The sequence below is a fragment of the Rhodococcus koreensis genome (genome assembly GCF_900105905.1).
GTDB lineage: Bacteria > Actinomycetota > Actinomycetes > Mycobacteriales > Mycobacteriaceae > Rhodococcus_F > Rhodococcus_F koreensis.
This window is the reverse complement of the sequence record NZ_FNSV01000005.1, coordinates 7,593,791-7,610,617: the sequence shown is the minus strand read 5'-3', so window position 1 is coordinate 7,610,617 and position 16,827 is coordinate 7,593,791. Positions and strand designations below refer to the sequence as shown.

The following is a 16,827-nucleotide window of genomic DNA, read 5'->3' as shown; positions in this document are numbered from 1 at the left end:
CGCCGCCCGTGAGTGGGTAAGGAGTCCCTGGACTCGTTACGCACTCACGAGCGAAGCCGTGGTGGCGGCGCACCGTGCGGCAGGGACGGCCCGACCGCGGTGAGCGAGCCGGCGGCACGCCCCTTGCCCCAGCCGAGTTTCTCTCGGTACCGGCCAATGTGGTCCTCCGGGATGCGCTGACCGTCGACGAGCGGGGTGGACTGCGGGTCGACGTACAGCGCGTCGACCGGGCAGTACGCCTCGCACATGAAGCACGTCTGGCAGTCCGATTGCCGCGCGATCACGGGGATCCCGGTGTCGGTGCGGTCGAACACGTTGGTGGGGCACGCGTCGACGCATTTGTCGCAGCCGATGCACGCCTCGGCCAGCAGAACCTCGATCACGACGCCACCCGCAACAGCCCGTCGTGCACCGCGGCGGTCGAGGTCCAGACGTCGTCGAGCCCACCGGTGAGGATGTGGTGGTGCTGTGCCGGGTCGAGGTCCGGGTAGTCGGCGCGCTTGCTCATTCCGCGGGTCTCCGTCCGCGCCAGCGTCGAGTGGTACATCCACCGGCCCACCGCGGTGATCGCGGCGGCCTGCCGGGCACGCACCCGCTCGTCGCCGGAGTCGCCGCCGAGGCCGGCGGACAGTGCCGTCCACAGCGACTCCAGTTCGCCGAGCGCACCCTGCACCCGCGTCCCGTCCCGCAGGTAGTTCTTCTCGTACGGGATGAGTTCGGCCTGCGCGGCCGCGACGACGGCGGACGCCTCCAGCCCCGGCCGCCCCGTCGGACGCAGCCCGGCCCGGCCTGCGGGACGCAGTTCGCCCGCCGCGACCCGACGTTCGGTTCGTGCACATCGAGCGGCCCCGGTTCCGGCCCAGCTGCCGGACGACATCGCCCACGCCGAGTTGTGGCTGCCGCCGCCGGTGAAGCCGCCGCAGATGCGTTCACGGGTCGCGGCGTCCCCGGCGGCGAACAGCCCGGGCACCGAGGTGGCGCAGGTGTCGTCGACCACCTCGATACCACCGGTTCCGCGGACCGTGCCCTCGGCGAGCATGCTGACCTCGAAGCGGTCGGTGAACGGGTTGATCCCGCGGCGGTCGAACTGCAGGAAGAAGTTCGGCTGCCCGAGCCGCATCTGGCGTTGCACCTCGTCGTCGGCGCGGTCGAGCTGGGCGAACACCGGTTCGGACAGCAGCGTTTTCGCGATCACCGACCGCCCCTTGGTGGAGCCGGCGCCCTCGAGGACGCTGCCGTCGGCGTGGAAGAACGTGGCGTAGCCGTAGTAGGCGGTCTTGGTGATGGTGGAGTTGGCGGGAACGATCGCGTAGGCGTTGGAGAATTCCATGCCGGAGAACGTGGCCCCCACCTCGGCGGCCATCAGCGCACCGTCGCCGGTGTCGACGTTCGTGCCGAGCGCGCGGGACAGGAATGCGCAACCGCCGCTCGCGATCACGACGGCGCCCGCGCCGATCCGGTAGTCGCGGTCGTCGTGGCGCTGGTAGCCCGCCGCGCCGCGCACCCGGCCGTCGGTGTCGACGAGCAGTTCGAGGGCCGGCGAGTGGTCGAGAATCCGGACGCCCGCCTTCTTCACCCACGCGCGCATGCGTCGCATGTATTCGGGCCCTTGCAGTCCGGTGCGGATCTGCCTGCCGGTGTCGGGGTCGACCGGGAACGGGTACCGGCCCTCCTCGGCGAGCAGGTTCATGTTTGCGTACGTCTGGTCGAGGACGCGGTCCATCCAGTGGTGATCGGCGAGATGTCCGCCGAGTGCTTCGCGGCTGGCCTTGGCCTTCGCCCGCGCGGACGGGTCGGGGTCGACGTACCAGACGCCGGTGCCCGAAGGCGCGGTGGCACCGCTGGTTCCGCAGTACCCCTTGTCGACGAGGACGACGTCCGCCCCGGCTTGGCGTGCGCGCAGCGCCGCCCACGTTCCGGCGGGGCCGCCGCCGATGACGAGGACGTCGGTGCTCAGGTCGAGAAGTTCGGTCATGAAGGGCGCTCCTGTCGAGGCGGAACAACTGCCCTTCGACGCTTCCGCACTTCGGGCGTCCCCGCCATCGTCAGAATCATCGTGAACCGAATCGCCCGTGCGCCTTTCTGGTTGTTCCAGCTACCAGAAAGGCGCACGGGCGCTATGCGCCCTGACCGTAGTCGACGCTCAGCCAGTGCTCCGGCCGCATCCGGATGATGATCGCGTTGTCGTCGTACGCCTGCTCCACGAACGGGTCGACCTCGTCGGCGGGGAGGTAACGAGCGGCGAGTCCGCGGACGATGTCGGCGGTGGGTGCCTCGTCGAACTCCGCCGGACCTTCGACGCTGACGTACCGGTACGGCGGCTTCTCGTGCTGGGCGACGAGGCTGAAGCGGCCGGAGGCGCGGATCAGCCGCTCCTTCAGCGAGCCGCGCCCGGTCCAGACGTACGGTTGGCCGCCGGGCTCGTAGCCGTACCAGATGGGCACGGCAAGTGGGGCGCGTCCGTCGCGGTCGACGGCGATCACCCCCACGTGCACGTCGGCGAGGAACTTCTGACGTTCGTCACTGGTCATCGACAACTGCGACATTTCAGTCTCCGCTCTGGTGATCGGGTTTCGACGGTGGTGCGGGGTCGAGCAGTTGGGCGAGGTGTTTCGACGATCGGTTCGGATCGAGTTGCCGCACCTGCATGTGGCAGCTGAACCCGTCCGTCAGTATTACGGCATCTTCGGGACTCTCGCGCAGCGCGGGGGCGAGTGCCTGCTCCGCGACCTGCATGCTGAGGTCGTAGTGGTCGGCCTCGAACCCGAAGTTACCTGCGACGCCGCAGCATCCGGTGGCTTCCCGCACGCGCGGCACCCCGACGGCCTGCAGTGCCTTCCGCTGGGCCGCCGCGCCGAACACCGCGTATTCGTGGCAGTGCGTCTGCACGGTGACGTCTTCGGGCACCGGCACGCTCGGGCTCCATCCGGACTCGGTGCGTTCGAGCACCGCACCGGCGAAGCTGCGGATGCGGGCGGCGACGCGTCGTGCGGCGTCGGTGTGGACGAGTTCGGGCAGGTCCTTCCGGAATGCGGCGGCGCAGCTCGGTTCGAGGACGACGATGGGCCGGTCGGTGCCGTCGTCGAGGAGTTCGGCGGCCCTGGTGAGGGTCTTGGTGGCCTGCTTCAGCTGTCCGGTGGAGATCCAGGTGAGCCCGCAGCACACGTCGCTGCGGCACTGCGAACTCAGGCCCGCGTCGGCGAGCACCCGCGACGCGGCCCCGACCACCTCGGGACGGAACCCACGCGTGAACGTGTCGGCGAGTATCACGACGTCCGCGGTGCCGGCCCGCGACGTCTCTCCGACCTCGCGGCGGATCTGCTTGCGGGACGCGAACTCCGGCATCGACCGGTGCGGGGTGAGACCACCCAGCCTGGCCGCGACCTTCGCGAGCCGGCCGGCGGTGAGCCGATTCACCACGGGCGCCGAGCGTTCCGCGATCTTCAGCCACACCGGCAGCCAGCCGAGGGAGTAGTGCGACAGCGGCCGCACCCGGCCACGGTAGTGGTGGTCGAGGAACTCGGATTTGTACGTGGCCATGTCGACGCCGACGGGGCAGTCGGTGGAGCAGGCCTTGCAGGACAGGCAGAGGTCGAGGGATTCCTTGACGTCCTCGGACCGCCAGCCGTCAGCGACGGTCGGCGAGTTGCGGACCATCTCCTGCAGGGCGCGGGCCCGGCCCCGGGTGGAGTCCTTCTCGTCCCCGGTGGCGCGGTAGCTGGGGCACATCACCCCGCCGGTCGACGCGCGGCAGCGGCCCACCCCGATGCAGCCCTGGACGGCGTGGACGAACGGTGCGACGGGGACGTCGCTGGTGGGGGTGAGGTCGAAGGTGGTCTGCCAGGCCCGCGGGTTCACGCCGTCGAGGGCGAGGCTGCCGAGCAGCGGTTCGGGCTCGACGATGCTGCCGGGGTTCAGCACGGCCGCCGGATCCCACAGGCGTTTGAACATGGCGAACGCCGCCATCATGGTGGGCGTGTACATCATCGGCAGCAGCGCCGACCGGGCGCGGCCGTCGCCGTGCTCACCGGACATCGATCCGCCGAACCGCACACAGAGTTCGGCGGCACGGTGGATGAACCGCGACATCACGTCCCGGCCCTCGTCGGTGCGCTGGTCGAAGTTGATACGGATGTGCATGCAGCCGGCGCCGAAGTGCCCGTACATCACCCCGGTGAGGTCGAATTCGGCGAGCAGCGCCTTGATGTCGACGAGGTAGTCGGCCAGCTGATCGGGTGCGACGGCGGAATCCTCCCAGCCCGTCCAGGATTCGCCGCCCTCGACGAGCCGGGCGGACAGTCCGGCGCCGTCCTCGCGGACCCTCCACAGCGACGCACGTTCCGCCGGGTCCCCGACGACGCGCGAGTCGACGAGGCGTCCGGCCGCACGCAGCTTCGAGACCAGTTCTGCCCCGCGGAGTTCGACCTCCGCGAGGTCCTCGCCGTCGAGGTCGACGTACAGCCAGGCCTGACCGTCGGGCAGCCCGACCACGGAGTCGGCGCCGCGGAGGTGCCGCATGGTGTCGACGATCGCCGAGTCGATGCCCTCGATGGCGGCGGGCGAATAGTCGAGGATGATCGCGTTGTCGCGGGCCGCGTCCACCAGGTCGTGGTATCCGAGGCACAGCAGCATCGCCGCGGACGGCACCGGCACCAGCGCGACGGTCGCGGCCACGATCACCGCGCACGTCCCCTCGCTTCCCACCAGCGCGCGGGCCACGTCGAAGCCGTTCTCGGGCAACAGGTTCGCCAGGTGAAAGCCGGATACCTGGCGCGGGATGCGGCCGAGCTCGAGCCGGAAGTCGCCGAGATGCTCCTGCGTCAGTTCGTGGAGTCCGGCGGTGATCCGCGCGGCCTCGCCCACCGCGGGCGTGTCGTCGGGATCGGTGGCCCGCAGCCCGTCGTGGGTGGCGGTCAGCCGGTGCCCGCTCGCGGTCACCACGTCGAGTGCGACGACGTGATCGGACGTGCGGCCGTAGCGGACGGAGTGGTTGCCGCAGGCGTCGTTGCCGATGGCGCCGCCGACCGTCGCGCGGGACTTGCTGGACGGGTCGGGCGCGAAGGTGAACGCGCCGTCCGTCGCCAGTTGCACGTCCTTCTGCAGGTCCGTCAGCACGATGCCGGGTTCGACGACGGCGGTGCGGGCGGACGCGTCGACGGCCCGTACCCGGTTCATGTGCCGGGAGAAGTCGAGCACCACTCCCCTGCCGATCGCGTTGCCGGCGAGCGACGTGCCGCCGCCGCGGCTGGTGACGGGGATGCCGCGGTCGGTGCAGGCCCGCACGATCGCCACCACGTCGGCGGGCGTGTGCGGAAACGCCACGGCCAGCGGCGGCACCCGGTAATTGGAGGCGTCGAAGGAGTATTCGGCGCGCCGGCGCGTTCCGGTGTCGAGGTCGATGCCCAGCTCGGCGAGCTCGGCATGCAGTTCGGCGGCGGGGCGCGTCAGCTCAGCCACGCGCAGCCCTGCCCTCGGAGTCAGCAACCGGAATCGTCGTCAGCGGGGCCATGGCTACATCGTCGAGCCGCCCCCGAAGATTGTCAACAATCCACTCCGTGAGCCGGTACGGTACGGAGGGGTGAGCGTCGTGCGAACGTCTGCACCCGCCCGGCGACAGCTGGCCGTGCGGGTGGGTGGCGCTGCGTGGGTGCTGATCGCCCTGTATTTCCTCGCGGAGGTCGTGACCGCGCGGGCCTGGCCGCGGCCGTACCGGGTGCGGACGAATTCCGTCAGCAATCTGGGTGTCACGGGCTGCGACGGGTCTGCTGCCACCAGGCTCTGCTCGCCGCTGCACACGGTGATCAACAGCGCCTTCGTGCTGACCGGGGTGCTCATCCTCGTCGGGGCGGTGTGCCTGCGCGAGTTCCTCCCACCCGGCCTCCTCCGCCGCGTCGCGCTGGCCTTGTTCGGTGTGGCCGCTGTCAGCGCCGCGCTGACCGGCGTGGTTCCGATCGACGTGGACGCCCACCTCCACCAGGTCGTCGCGACCCCGACGTTCGTCGCGCGCAACGCCGCCATGATCGTCGTCGCGATCGGGCTGTACGGGCGGTGGCGCCTCTTCGCACTGTGGACAGGCCTGTGCTGCCTGGTCGGGATCGTCGGGATGGCGGCGATCCTCCTCCGCGAGGGACCGTTCGGGATCACCGAACGCCTGGCCCTGTACCCGTTCACGGTGTGGGTCGTGACCGCCGGGTTCAGTGCGCTTCGCGCCCGTGCGCCGTTCTGGTTGCTCTGACTACCAAAAAGGCGCACGGGGCGCCGAAGGTGCCACCATGGAGTGATGTCCACAGCCCTCACGCATGCCGCCGCTTCTCAGCAGGTCGCGGAGAACGGCCGCATCTCGATCGAACCCAATCGCAAGCGCCTCCGGGTGTTCTTCGGCGGTCAGGCGGTCGCCGACACCACCCGGTCGGTGTACCTGTTCGAGAAGGGACACCTGCCCGTCTATTACATTCCCCGCGACGACGTGAACTTCGACGTCCTCGAGCCCGTCGACGCGACCACCACCTGCCCGTGGAAGGGCAAGGCGCGGTACTGGGATCTCGTCGTCGGCGACCGTCGTGCCGAGCAGTCGGTGTGGGGTTACGACGAGAAACTCGCGGATTCCCTCGACCTCAGCGCGTACGTCGCGTTCTACTGGCACCGGATGGACGCCTGGTACGAGGAGGATCAGCAGGTGTTCGTCCACGCCCGCGACCCGTACGTCCGCGTGGACGTGCTGCCGTCGTCCCGGCACGTGGCGGTCTTCGTCGGCGACACCCTGGTCGCCGACACGGTCCGCCCGCGACTGCTGTTCGAGACGTCACTGCCGGTGCGCTACTACATTCCCCGCATCGACGTGCGGTCCGAGTTCTTCACCGCCTCCGATACCAGGACGTCCTGCCCGTACAAGGGGACGGCGTCGTATCTGTCGTTCACCGGGTCCGAGAGCACCGATCCGGTGGAGGACGCCGCCTGGTTCTACCCGTTCACCACCGCGGAGGCGTCGGGCATCGACGACCACGTCTCGTTCTACCCGGACCGTGTGCGGATCGTCGTCGACGGCACACCGGTGGAGAACTAGCGGGCCGGCAGCGGCGGCAGTTCGAGGTTGTCCCGGAACGTGCCGCCCACGTAGTCGTCGCCGACGATTCCGCGTCGCCGCAGTTCGGGCAGCAACCCGTTGACGACGAAGTCCCGGGTTCGTTCGTCGGCGAGCCCGCCGAGGGAGATGACGTCGAGAACACCGGCGTCGTAGCGTTCCTGTACGGCGTCGACGAGTTGCTCGGGTGTTCCCGCGACCGCCCAGTGGCCGGTGTCTTTGGACGCGATGATCAGCTCACGCAGCGTCCGCCCGGACGCGGCGAGACGGCTGAAGATCTCGACCCGGCCGCGGCGACGGTTCACCGAGTGGACGTCGGGCAGGACGTCGGCCGGGATCGGCTTGTCGAGCGGCAACCCGGACAGGTCGATGTCGCCACCGAACATGTCCTCGAGCCGGATCCGGCCCGCGTCGAGGTCGGTGGCCTCCTCCTGCTCCCGGACGAGCCGGCGCACCTCGTCCTCGGACGCGCCGTAGGTGGCGTGGAACGAGCTCATGATCAGGGGCAGTCCGTCGGCGCGGCCGAGTTCCGTGGCCCGCGCCCGGATGCTCTTGGTGTAGGTGACGGCGTCCTCGAGGGTGGGCAGCGATGTGAACACCACCTCCGCGAAGCGGGCACCGAGCTCCACGCCGGCCGTGGATTGGCCGGCCTGGAACTGCACGGGCCGGCGCTGCGGCAGCGGCGGGATGTTGAGCGGACCCTTCACCGTGAAATAGGTGCCCGCGTAGTCGATCGGCCGCACCCGGTCGGCGTCGAGTCTGGTTCCTCCGGCTCCGTCGGACGTGAGCGCCCCGGGTTCCCAGCTGTCGAACAGTGCGTTGATGACTTCGAGGGATTCCGTCGCGCGGGCGTACCGCTCCTCGGGGCTGGGGAGGTCGAGGTCGCTGTAGTTCTCCTCACCCAGCGACGACGTCACGGCGTTCCACGCCGCGCGACCGTTGCTCACGTGGTCGAGGGTGCCGAACAGCCGCGCGAGGTTGTACGGGTGGTGGAACGTGGTGGTCACCGTCGCAATCAGCCCGACGTGCGAGGTCACGGCGCTCAGCGCGGACAGGAAGATCAGCGGTTCCTGCGCGCCGATCGCGCCCTGCGCCCCGAAACTGAGGAGGTCTGCGGCGAACAGCGCGTCGAACTTGTTTGCCTCCGCGATCTTCGCGATCTCGATCGAGGAGGCGACGGTCGACTGCTGCGGGTCGATCGCCGCCGCATAGGTGCTGACGGCGCCGCTGACTCCCGTCACCGTCTTCAGTGGGCGGCGTCGCGCAGTACTCATTCGCCCAGCCTAGGGACGGCGGGCCGGTCGGCCCAGCGTTCGGATCAGCCGGATTCTGACCGCCCACGACACCGTCCCGCTACCGTCGGGGTGTGCTGTTCTCGCAGATCGTCGCGACGTCCCGGGACGTGGGTGCCACCCGGTCGCGCAAGGTGAAGGTCGGGGCGCTCCGCGAGGTCCTCACCCGGCTGGAGCCGTCCGAGGTGGAACCGGTGGTCGCGTGGCTGTCCGGGGAACTCAGGCAGGGCCGCATCGGAATCGGCTGGCGGACAGTCGCGGACATTCCGGCGACGCCCGTCGACGTCGGGTCCGTCACGGTGTCCGAGGTCGACGGGACCGTCTCCGCCGTCGCCGAGGTCACCGGCTCCGGGTCGGCGGTACGCAGGCGTGAACTGCTCGCGGACCTGTTCTCCCGCACCACCACCGACGAGCGGGATTTCCTGATCCGGCTGGTCACCGGCGACCTCCGCCAGGGCGCACTGGAGGGCGTGATGACGGACGCGATCGCGGCGGCCGCCGATCTTCCCGTCGAACCGGTGCGCCGGGCGTTCATGTTGTCGGGACGGCTGCCCGCAACGGCGGTCGCGGCGTTCGACGGTGGCGTGGACGCGCTCACCGCGTTCCGGCTGGAGGTGGGTCGTCCGATCCGGCCCATGCTGGCCTCCCCCGCCGAATCACTCACCGACGCGTGGACCGAACTCGGCGGTGATGTCAGCGTCGAATACAAACTCGACGGGGCCCGCATCCAGGTGCACCGCAACGGCGACGAGGTGCACATCTTCACTCGCACCCTGCGTGAGATCACCGGCAGCGTGCCGGAACTGGTCGAACTCGTCGCGGGCCTGCCGTGTACGTCGGCGGTGTTCGACGGGGAGACGCTGGCGCTCACCGACAGCGGCAGGCCCCGGCCGTTCCAGGAGACGATGAGCCGCTTCGGCGCCGAGTCCTCCCGCGACCTGCTGCTGCACCCGTACTTCTTCGACTGCCTGCATCTCGACGGCATCGACCTGCTGGACGCTCCGCTGGAGCAGCGGTTGGACGCGCTGGAACGGGTCGCCCCGCAACACCGCATCCCCGGCCTGATCCGCCCCGACAGCGAGGGGGCCGCAACCCATTTCGACGACGCACTCGCCGCCGGGCACGAGGGTGTGATGGTCAAGTCGCTCACCGCCCCGTACGCGGCGGGACGACGTGGCCGCGCCTGGCAGAAGGTGAAACCGGAGCACACCCTCGATCTGGTGGTGCTCGGCGCGGAGTGGGGGTACGGGCGGCGCACCGGATACCTGTCCAATCTGCACCTCGGGGCGCGCGACCCGGACGGCGGCGCACCGATCATGGTGGGCAAGACGTTCAAGGGCCTCACCGACGCGCTGCTGCAGTGGCAGACGGACGAATTCCCCCGCCACGAACGCCGCCGCGACGACCACACCGTGTACCTGCACCCCGACCTCGTCGTGGAGATCGAACTCGACGGCGTCCAGGTCAGTTCCCGCTACCCCGGCGGGCTCGCCCTGCGGTTCGCGCGCGTGCTGCGGTATCGCCCCGACAAGGCGGCCGCCGACGCCGACACCATCGACGCCGTCCGCGCCCTGCTGCCGGGGTGAGCGCTCGTCCTGCGTGGCGCCCGCCGGGGCGGTAGCCTCCCCGGCAAGCCAAGTCGCCGTGCCGCGAGGGGGTCGACCAGTGACATTCGTTTCCCGCTTCGTGCCGTCGTGTGTCGCCCCGGTGGTCGAGGACGCGTACCGGAGGGCGGCCGAGGCGGCGGAGGGTCCCGTCCGGGTCGCCGTGTGTACGGTCACCGTGCCGATCGAGGTCGGAAAGACGTCGTTCCGCATCCTCCGGCTCACCGAGGAACTGCTCGAAGAGGTCGTGTTCCTGCTGCGGACGATGCGGCCGGTGGTCGAGGCCGTGAGCACGGGCAGGCAGTCCGACAATGTCGACACGATGTTCCGGACACTCGAGCAGATCCAGCAGTCGGCCGACGCGATCGCCCGCACGCCGATGGGGGTGGTCCGGAGTGTCTTCTCACCGGCCCGACCGGTGCCCGAGCAGGTCGACTATCACCCCACCGTCATCGACGCCGAACCGCCGCCCGCCCCCGGTCTCACGGTCCGCATCGCGTCGATCACGGTGACGGCGCCGAGCATCACGTTCGGCAGGCCCACGCGCTGACCGCGCCCACCCGGATACGCTCGTATGGTGAGCGAACACATCCTCGTCACCGGTGGATCGCGCGGCATCGGCGCCGCCGTCGTGCGCCTGGCCGTCCATCGCGGCTATCAGGTGACGTTCACCTATCAGAACGACGACGAGGCCGCCGCCCACCTCGTGCACCAGTGCGGGATCCGCGCCACCGCCGTGCGTGCCGATGTGCGCGACGCCGCACTGGCCGCGGCCGTGGTGGGCGCGGCCGACGAGCGCGGGCAACTGACCGCGGTGGTCAACAATGCGGGGACCACCGGTCCGCTCGGCACCTTCCTCACCACCACGGACGCGTCGCTGCGGGAGGTGTTCGACGTCAACGTGTTCGGAACGATCAATTACGCCCGCGCGGCGGCCGAACACTGGGTCCGGGAGGGGCGCCCCGGCGTGCTCGTCAACCTCAGTTCGGTCGCGGCGGGAACCGGGGCACCCGGCGAATACGTCGGCTACGCGGCCTCGAAGGCGGCCGTCGACAGTCTCACCACGGGGCTCGGGCGGGAACTGGCGAGCGCGAACATCCGGGTCGTCGGCGTCGCTCCCGGCACCACCGACACCGACATCCACGCGGCCGCGGGCGACCCGGGGCGACCCGAACGGGTCGCCGGTCGGATCCCCCTCGGCCGGGTCGCGACACCCGAGGAGATCGCCGAGGCGGTGCTGTGGGCCCTGTCCCACCAGGCGTCCTACGTCACCGCCACGACCATCGCCGTCGCCGGCGGTCTGTGACTACCTCGGCTTTGCGCCGCACCTCGGGACGAGCATCGGCACCCGCGTGCGGTAGGTGCGATAGTCGTCGCCGAACGTGTCGATCAGGTCGTGTTCCTCGAAACGCACAGCGACCAGGATGAAGCCGGTGGTCCCGACGGCGAACAGCAGCCGGCCCCAGGTCATGGTCGGCGCGACCCAGAACGCGATGATGAAACCGGCGTACAGCGGGTGCCGGATCACCCGGTACAGCACGGGTGTCCGAAAGTGGCTGGGCAGAGCCGACTTCCCGCTCTGATTTCGCAGCACCTGACGCACCCCGAACAGATCGAAGTGGTCGATGGCGAACGTCGCGGCCAGCACGAGGGCCCATCCGCCGAGCGACACGGCGAAGATCGCGACGCGGACCCAGCTCGTCTCCACGTGCCAGATCTGGTCGGGCAGCGGACGCCATTGCCACATCATCAGCGCCAAAGCGGCCGTGGCGAACAGTACGTAGGTCGAGCGCTCCATCGGTTCCGGGACGATCTTCGTCCAGCGCTTCTTGAACCAGGGCCTGGCCATCACCGAATGCTGCATGGCGAAAATCATGAGTAGCGCCACGTCGACGACCACCGCGACCGCGACGGGGGCGGCGGGTCCGTCGTTGATCGTGTGGGGCACGACGAGGCCCTCGACCCATCCCATCGCGTAGAGGAACACGACCAGGAACGTGACGTACACGACCGTTCCGTACACGGTGATCAGTGTTCTGGCGACGCCGCCGGTGCGGTGTTTCTGCGGTGCTTCGACCATCTCGGCCATGATGTTCTCTCCGATCCATGGGTTTCCCCCGACGCACCGAAGTCTCCGGCCGCGCGACGGGCGCGACCAGTAACCCTGGGGTGGGACTCACCGCACCCCGGGGACCTGTCGGAGCGGTTGACTACTCTGTGGCCATGCTTCCCGGGGACTTGCCCGACATCGATATGGCGTCGATCAAGGCGGTCCTCGGCACCACCACGTACCGCCGCGGCGAGCAGTACGCCCGCGACCACGCGGTCATCGAGATGTCGTGGGATCTGGCGGCCAAGGAGCTGTGGGGCGAGGTGGCGGGCACGGCGAGGGAGCCGTACTCCGCGTCGGCGTTCGTCGTCTCCAGCGGTGGCCGCACCGTGTACCGGTACGGGATCTGCACGTGTCCGGTCGGCATGAACTGCAAGCACGTCGCCGCCCTGCTGATCACCGCGATGATGCAGGCGAGGTCCGAGGCCCAGGCGGCGGTCGCGCCCACCTGGGAACGCTCCCTCGGTTCCCTCCTCACCGCCGATCCGTTCGGCGACTCCGGCGGACGCTCGCCGCTCGCCATCCAGTTCCGGGTGCAGGCGTCGGCTGCCGGCGCGGCACCTCGGTTGCTGGTACGGCCCGTCCAGCCGGGCAGCAGGGGCTGGATCGTCGGCGGGCTGGCGTGGAACAAGCTGGGCAGCCAGTTCCAGCATCCCGCCGAGCAGATCCGGGTGCTGCACGAGATCCACCTGCTGGCCGACGGGGGTCTGACCTATCGCCGCCAGAACTACACCGATGTCGACCTCGGGGTCTTCGCCAGCCGCCAGCTGTGGTCGCTGCTCGACGAGGCGGCCCGGGTTGGTGTCGAGCTCATCCACTCCTCCAAGCGTCTGGGCGCGCTCGGCCCCTACCGCACGGCCGAGGTCTGCCTCGACGCCACCCGCGACGAGGCCACGGGCTCTCTCGTGGTGCAGCCGGTGGTCCGGATCGACGGTCGACCCGTCGACGCAGCGACCGTCGGCTTCATTGGCGTCCGGGCCCACGGCCTGTTCTACGTCGACGCGGACGACCGCATACATCTCGCCCGGCTCGACGCGACCGTCCCCGCTCCCCTGCAGGACCTGGTGCGCCGCCGCACACCCATCGAGGTTCCCGCCGCCGAGCAGTCCCGTTTCCTGACGGACTTCCTGCCGAAGTTGCGCAACCTCGCCACGGTCATCTCCTCGGACGGCTCGTTCGTCCCACCCGAGATCTCCGAGCCCACCCTGGTGATGCGGGCGTCGTATCTCCCCGACCATGAGGTCACCGTCGATTGGGAGTGGCTGTACACCGTCGGGGACGACGAGCATCGCGCGCCGCTCTCGGCCCGGACCCCCGGCGACGAGTATCGGGACGACGCCCGCGAACGCATACTGCTCGACGAACTCGACATCGCCTGGGACAGGTACGGGTTGGGGTCGAGCGGCCCGGAGTCGACGGCGTTGCGCGGACTCGACACGATGCGGTTCACCACCGAGGTCCTGCCTCTGCTCCACGGCAAGTCCGACGTGTCGATCGATGTGTCGGGCGAAGCGGCCGACTACCGGGAGGCCGGCGACTCCCTGGTCATCGGGGTGTCCGTCACCGAATCCGAGGGCGGCACCGACTGGTTCGACCTCGGCGTGACCCTCTCAGTGGAGGGCCGGGACGTTCCGTTCGACCAGGTCTTCTCGGCGCTGACCGCTGGGAAGACCGAACTACTGCTGCCCGACGGCGCCTACTTCTCCCTCGACAAACCCGAGCTCCACACGCTGCGCAAGCTGATCGACGAGGCGCGGGCTCTCCGCGAACGCGCGGACGGGTCGTTGCGGTTGAGCCGTTTCCAGGCGAGCCTGTGGGACGAGTTCGCCGCGCTCGGCACCGTCGAGAAGCAGTCGACGCAGTGGCGGCAGCAGGTGGACGGACTGATGGCCCCGACCACCGTCGGGCCCGCGGACGTTCCGAGCACGCTCGACGCCCGGCTGCGCCCGTACCAGCTGGAGGGGTTCCGCTGGCTGAGCTTCCTGTGGGAGCACGGGCTCGGCGGCATCCTCGCCGACGACATGGGACTCGGCAAGACGCTGCAGGCACTGGCATTGATCTGCCATGCGCGGCAGTCGAATCCGGACGCGCCGTCGTTCCTCATCATCGCCCCCACCAGTGTCGTGTCGAACTGGGAGTCCGAATCGGCCCGCTTCGCCCCCGGCGCGACCGTCGTCGCGATCTCCGACACCCTGACACGACGCAAGGTTCCGCTGAACGAACTGGTCCGGGGTGCCGACATCGTCGTCACGTCGTACACCCTGTTCCGCCTCGAGTTCGACGCCTATGCGGAGTCGGTGTGGTCGGGGTTGATCCTCGACGAGGCGCAGTTCACCAAGAACCATCAGTCCAAGATCTACCAGTGCGTCCGCCGACTCGAGACTCCGTTCAAGCTGGCGATCACCGGCACGCCGATGGAGAACAACCTGATGGAGCTGTGGTCGCTCCTGTCGATCACCGCCCCGGGGCTGTTCCCGAATCCGGCCCGGTTCACCGACTACTACCGCAAACCGATCGAGAAGCAGGGCGATACGGAGCTTCTGGCACAGCTGCGCCGCCGCGTGAAGCCGCTGATGCTGCGCCGCACCAAAGAGCAAGTGGTGAAGGATCTTCCGGCGAAGCAGGAGCAGGTGCTCGACGTCGAGCTGCACCCGCGGCACCGCAAGGTCTACGACACCCATCTGCAGCGTGAGCGGCAGAAGATCCTGGGTCTGCTCGCCGACGTCGACAAGAACCGCTTCACGATCCTGCAGTCGCTCACGCTGCTGCGGCAGCTGAGCCTCGACGCCGGTCTGGTGGACGACGAATACCACGACGTCCCGTCCGCGAAGGTGGACGCCCTGCTCGAGCAGCTCACCGACGTCGTCGCGGGCGGTCACCGGGCGCTGGTGTTCAGCCAGTTCACCGGGTTCCTCGGCAAGATCCGCGACCGACTCGCGGACGCCGGCGTCGCGCACAGCTACCTCGACGGCAGCACCCGTCGTCGCGGCGACGTTCTCCGCGAGTTCAAGGAGGGCGCCGCCCCGGTGTTCCTCATCAGCCTCAAGGCCGGCGGCTTCGGGCTGAACCTCACGGAGGCCGATTACTGCTTCATCCTCGACCCGTGGTGGAACCCGGCCACCGAGGCGCAGGCCGTGGACCGGGCGCACCGGATCGGGCAGACCCGCAACGTGATGGTGTATCGCCTGATCGCGAAGGACACGATCGAAGACAAGGTGATGGCGCTGAAGGCGAAGAAGTCGGCGTTGTTCGCGAGTGTGATGGACGCCGACTCCCTGCTCAGCTCCAGCCTCGACGCCGACGACCTCCGCGGGTTGTTCGAGTGACGCGGGCCGACGCGCCTCGCTTCGGACCCCCGATGCTGTCGGGGAGTCCTGATAGGAACGCAATTGTTCACACCGAGCGAGGAGGGCGCTGTGAGCCGCAACAGCCAGCAGAACCGGGCCGCACGCAAACGTAAGAAGCAGCAACGCGGCGGTGCCCGGCAACATCGTGAGTTCCGTGCCGAGATCGACGCCGGATCGTTGATCTTCGCGGGAATCGAGTTCGCGTTCGGGCCGTCGGCGAATGCGGAGTCGCTGCGCCGGACGGTCGACGACCTGGCGGAGCTCGAGGGTTCACCCGTTGCCGGCGCTGCCCTGGACCGGGTCTCGCAATTACTCGACGCGTCGATGGACCACGCGTTCGCCTCGGGGTGGCAGCCGGCCGAGTTGGTGCACGCGGTGCGCCGGGAATTCGGTGCGCGCACCGCCCGGCTGACGGTCGCGGCGATCGGCTCCCATGCCGGCCGCACCTCGGCACACAAGAGTGCCCCGGAGCCGTGGCGCGAGCAGCTCGACGAGCTGAACATCGGCGCCGACGACGCACCTGCCCGCGGTCGACTGTCCGCCTGGCGTGCGGCAGAGAACGCCGAGACGACGGCCACCTGGACGGCGATCCTGTCGCTCCTCGGCTTCTGCAACTACCTGGCCCCCCTCACGCCGCTGATGGCCACACCACCGAACTGGGTGACCGGGGCGGCGGCGTCGCGGCCCGCCAAGCGTGGGGCCGAACCCAAGGTGCTCTCCCGCATCCGCGGCCTGCTGGCCAAGGCCGAAGCGACCACGTTCGCCGAGGAAGCGGAGACCCTTTCGGCGAAGGCGCAGGATCTGATGACCCGGTATGCGATCGACAGCGCCGTGATCGACGCGCATGCACACACCTCGCTGACCGATCAGGTGGTCACCCGCCGGTTGCTCGTCGACAATCCGTACCCCGAAGCGAAGGTGCAGTTGCTGCATTGTGTGGCGAAGACCAACAATGTGCGCGTGCTCTGGCACCAACGATTCGGCCTCGTCAGCATGGTCGGGATGCCCGTCGATCTGGATCTCAGCGAAATGCTGTTCACCTCGCTGCTCGTTCAGGCGTCCCACGCGTTGAGCGAGGCGGGCGGTGATCGGGTGAAACGCTCACCCAGCTTCCGTCGCTCGTTCCTCCTCGCGTTTGCCACCCGGATCGGGGAACGGCTCACGATCGCCCGGGAACAGGCCGGCCGCGACGCGTCCAGTCAGTACGGCAAGGAGTTGGTGCCGATCATGGCCGAGCGCAGCGAGGCGGTGGGTTCGGTGTTCGAGGAGCAGTTCCCCTCGGTCGTCACGACGTCGCATTCGATCACCAATGAGCACGGCTGGCAGGCGGGGCGTGTGGCCGCCGAGCTGGCCGACCTGACCGGCGGCCGGGAACGCATCACCGGCTGAACCG

General features: G+C 69.4%; 13 protein-coding genes. 7 read left to right on the top strand and 6 right to left on the bottom strand.

The genetic code is table 11. The features are described from left to right. Positions 1–44: 44 nt before the first annotated feature. The 4 genes from BLV94_RS39125 to BLV94_RS39110 form a co-directional block, all read right to left on the bottom strand. Positions 45–383, bottom strand: a complete 339-nt coding sequence (locus BLV94_RS39125) for a 4Fe-4S dicluster domain-containing protein (RefSeq protein WP_072945860.1) — start codon at positions 381–383, stop codon at positions 45–47. Next, positions 380–1,975 (bottom strand): FAD-dependent oxidoreductase, encoded by a 1,596-nt coding sequence (locus BLV94_RS39120; RefSeq protein WP_072945858.1) that lies wholly within the window; start codon positions 1,973–1,975, stop codon positions 380–382. Before BLV94_RS39120 ends, BLV94_RS39125 begins: the two co-directional genes overlap by 4 nt. Before the next feature lie 142 nt (positions 1,976–2,117). Continuing rightward, positions 2,118–2,546, bottom strand: coding sequence for a pyridoxamine 5'-phosphate oxidase family protein (locus BLV94_RS39115; protein WP_072945856.1), 429 nt, complete (start codon positions 2,544–2,546; stop codon positions 2,118–2,120). A gap of 1 nt (position 2,547) precedes the next feature. Further along, on the bottom strand, positions 2,548–5,457 hold the full coding sequence (locus BLV94_RS39110; RefSeq protein ID WP_072945853.1) for an FAD-binding and (Fe-S)-binding domain-containing protein: 2,910 nt from the start codon (positions 5,455–5,457) through the stop codon (positions 2,548–2,550). A 130-nt stretch (positions 5,458–5,587) separates the two neighbouring features. On the opposite strand from BLV94_RS39110, the gene BLV94_RS39105 reads away from it, so the two are divergent. Continuing rightward, on the top strand, positions 5,588–6,235 hold the full coding sequence (locus BLV94_RS39105) for a DUF998 domain-containing protein (RefSeq protein ID WP_244163869.1): 648 nt from the start codon (positions 5,588–5,590) through the stop codon (positions 6,233–6,235). 45 nt (positions 6,236–6,280) lie between these two features. Then, a complete protein-coding gene (locus BLV94_RS39100; protein ID WP_072945851.1) occupies positions 6,281–7,063 on the top strand; it encodes a DUF427 domain-containing protein in 783 nt (260 codons plus the stop codon). Here the strand turns inward: BLV94_RS39100 and BLV94_RS39095 are convergent. After that, the gene (locus BLV94_RS39095) at positions 7,060–8,355 is read right to left on the bottom strand and encodes an NtaA/DmoA family FMN-dependent monooxygenase (protein WP_072945849.1); all 1,296 of its coding nucleotides are present in this window, start codon (positions 8,353–8,355) and stop codon (positions 7,060–7,062) included. The genes BLV94_RS39100 and BLV94_RS39095 overlap by 4 nt on opposite strands. A gap of 92 nt (positions 8,356–8,447) precedes the next feature. Between BLV94_RS39095 and BLV94_RS39090 the strand changes: the two genes are divergently transcribed. The 3 genes from BLV94_RS39090 to BLV94_RS39080 all read left to right on the top strand — a co-directional run bounded on the left by BLV94_RS39090 (position 8,448) and on the right by BLV94_RS39080 (position 11,283). Next, a complete protein-coding gene (locus tag BLV94_RS39090) occupies positions 8,448–9,959 on the top strand; it encodes an ATP-dependent DNA ligase (protein WP_072945846.1) in 1,512 nt (503 codons plus the stop codon). A gap of 79 nt (positions 9,960–10,038) precedes the next feature. Then, entirely contained in the window at positions 10,039–10,527 is a 489-nt protein-coding gene (locus BLV94_RS39085; protein WP_072945844.1) for a hypothetical protein, read from the top strand. A 27-nt stretch (positions 10,528–10,554) separates the two neighbouring features. Continuing rightward, complete coding sequence (locus BLV94_RS39080) at positions 10,555–11,283, top strand: SDR family NAD(P)-dependent oxidoreductase (protein ID WP_072946142.1); 729 nt, start codon at positions 10,555–10,557, stop codon at positions 11,281–11,283. Here BLV94_RS39080 and mddA read toward each other — a convergent pair whose 3' ends face one another. Continuing rightward, a complete protein-coding gene (gene mddA / locus BLV94_RS39075; RefSeq protein ID WP_072945841.1) occupies positions 11,284–12,066 on the bottom strand; it encodes a methanethiol S-methyltransferase in 783 nt (260 codons plus the stop codon). It abuts the gene before it with no gap. 134 nt (positions 12,067–12,200) lie between these two features. Here mddA and BLV94_RS39070 point away from each other — a divergent pair, with 134 nt between their 5' ends. Then, the gene (locus tag BLV94_RS39070) at positions 12,201–15,413 is read left to right on the top strand and encodes a DEAD/DEAH box helicase (protein WP_072945839.1); all 3,213 of its coding nucleotides are present in this window, start codon (positions 12,201–12,203) and stop codon (positions 15,411–15,413) included. 90 nt (positions 15,414–15,503) lie between these two features. Next, the gene (locus BLV94_RS39065) at positions 15,504–16,823 is read left to right on the top strand and encodes a DUF2786 domain-containing protein (protein WP_244163762.1); all 1,320 of its coding nucleotides are present in this window, start codon (positions 15,504–15,506) and stop codon (positions 16,821–16,823) included. The last annotated feature ends 4 nt before the right edge of the window (positions 16,824–16,827 follow it).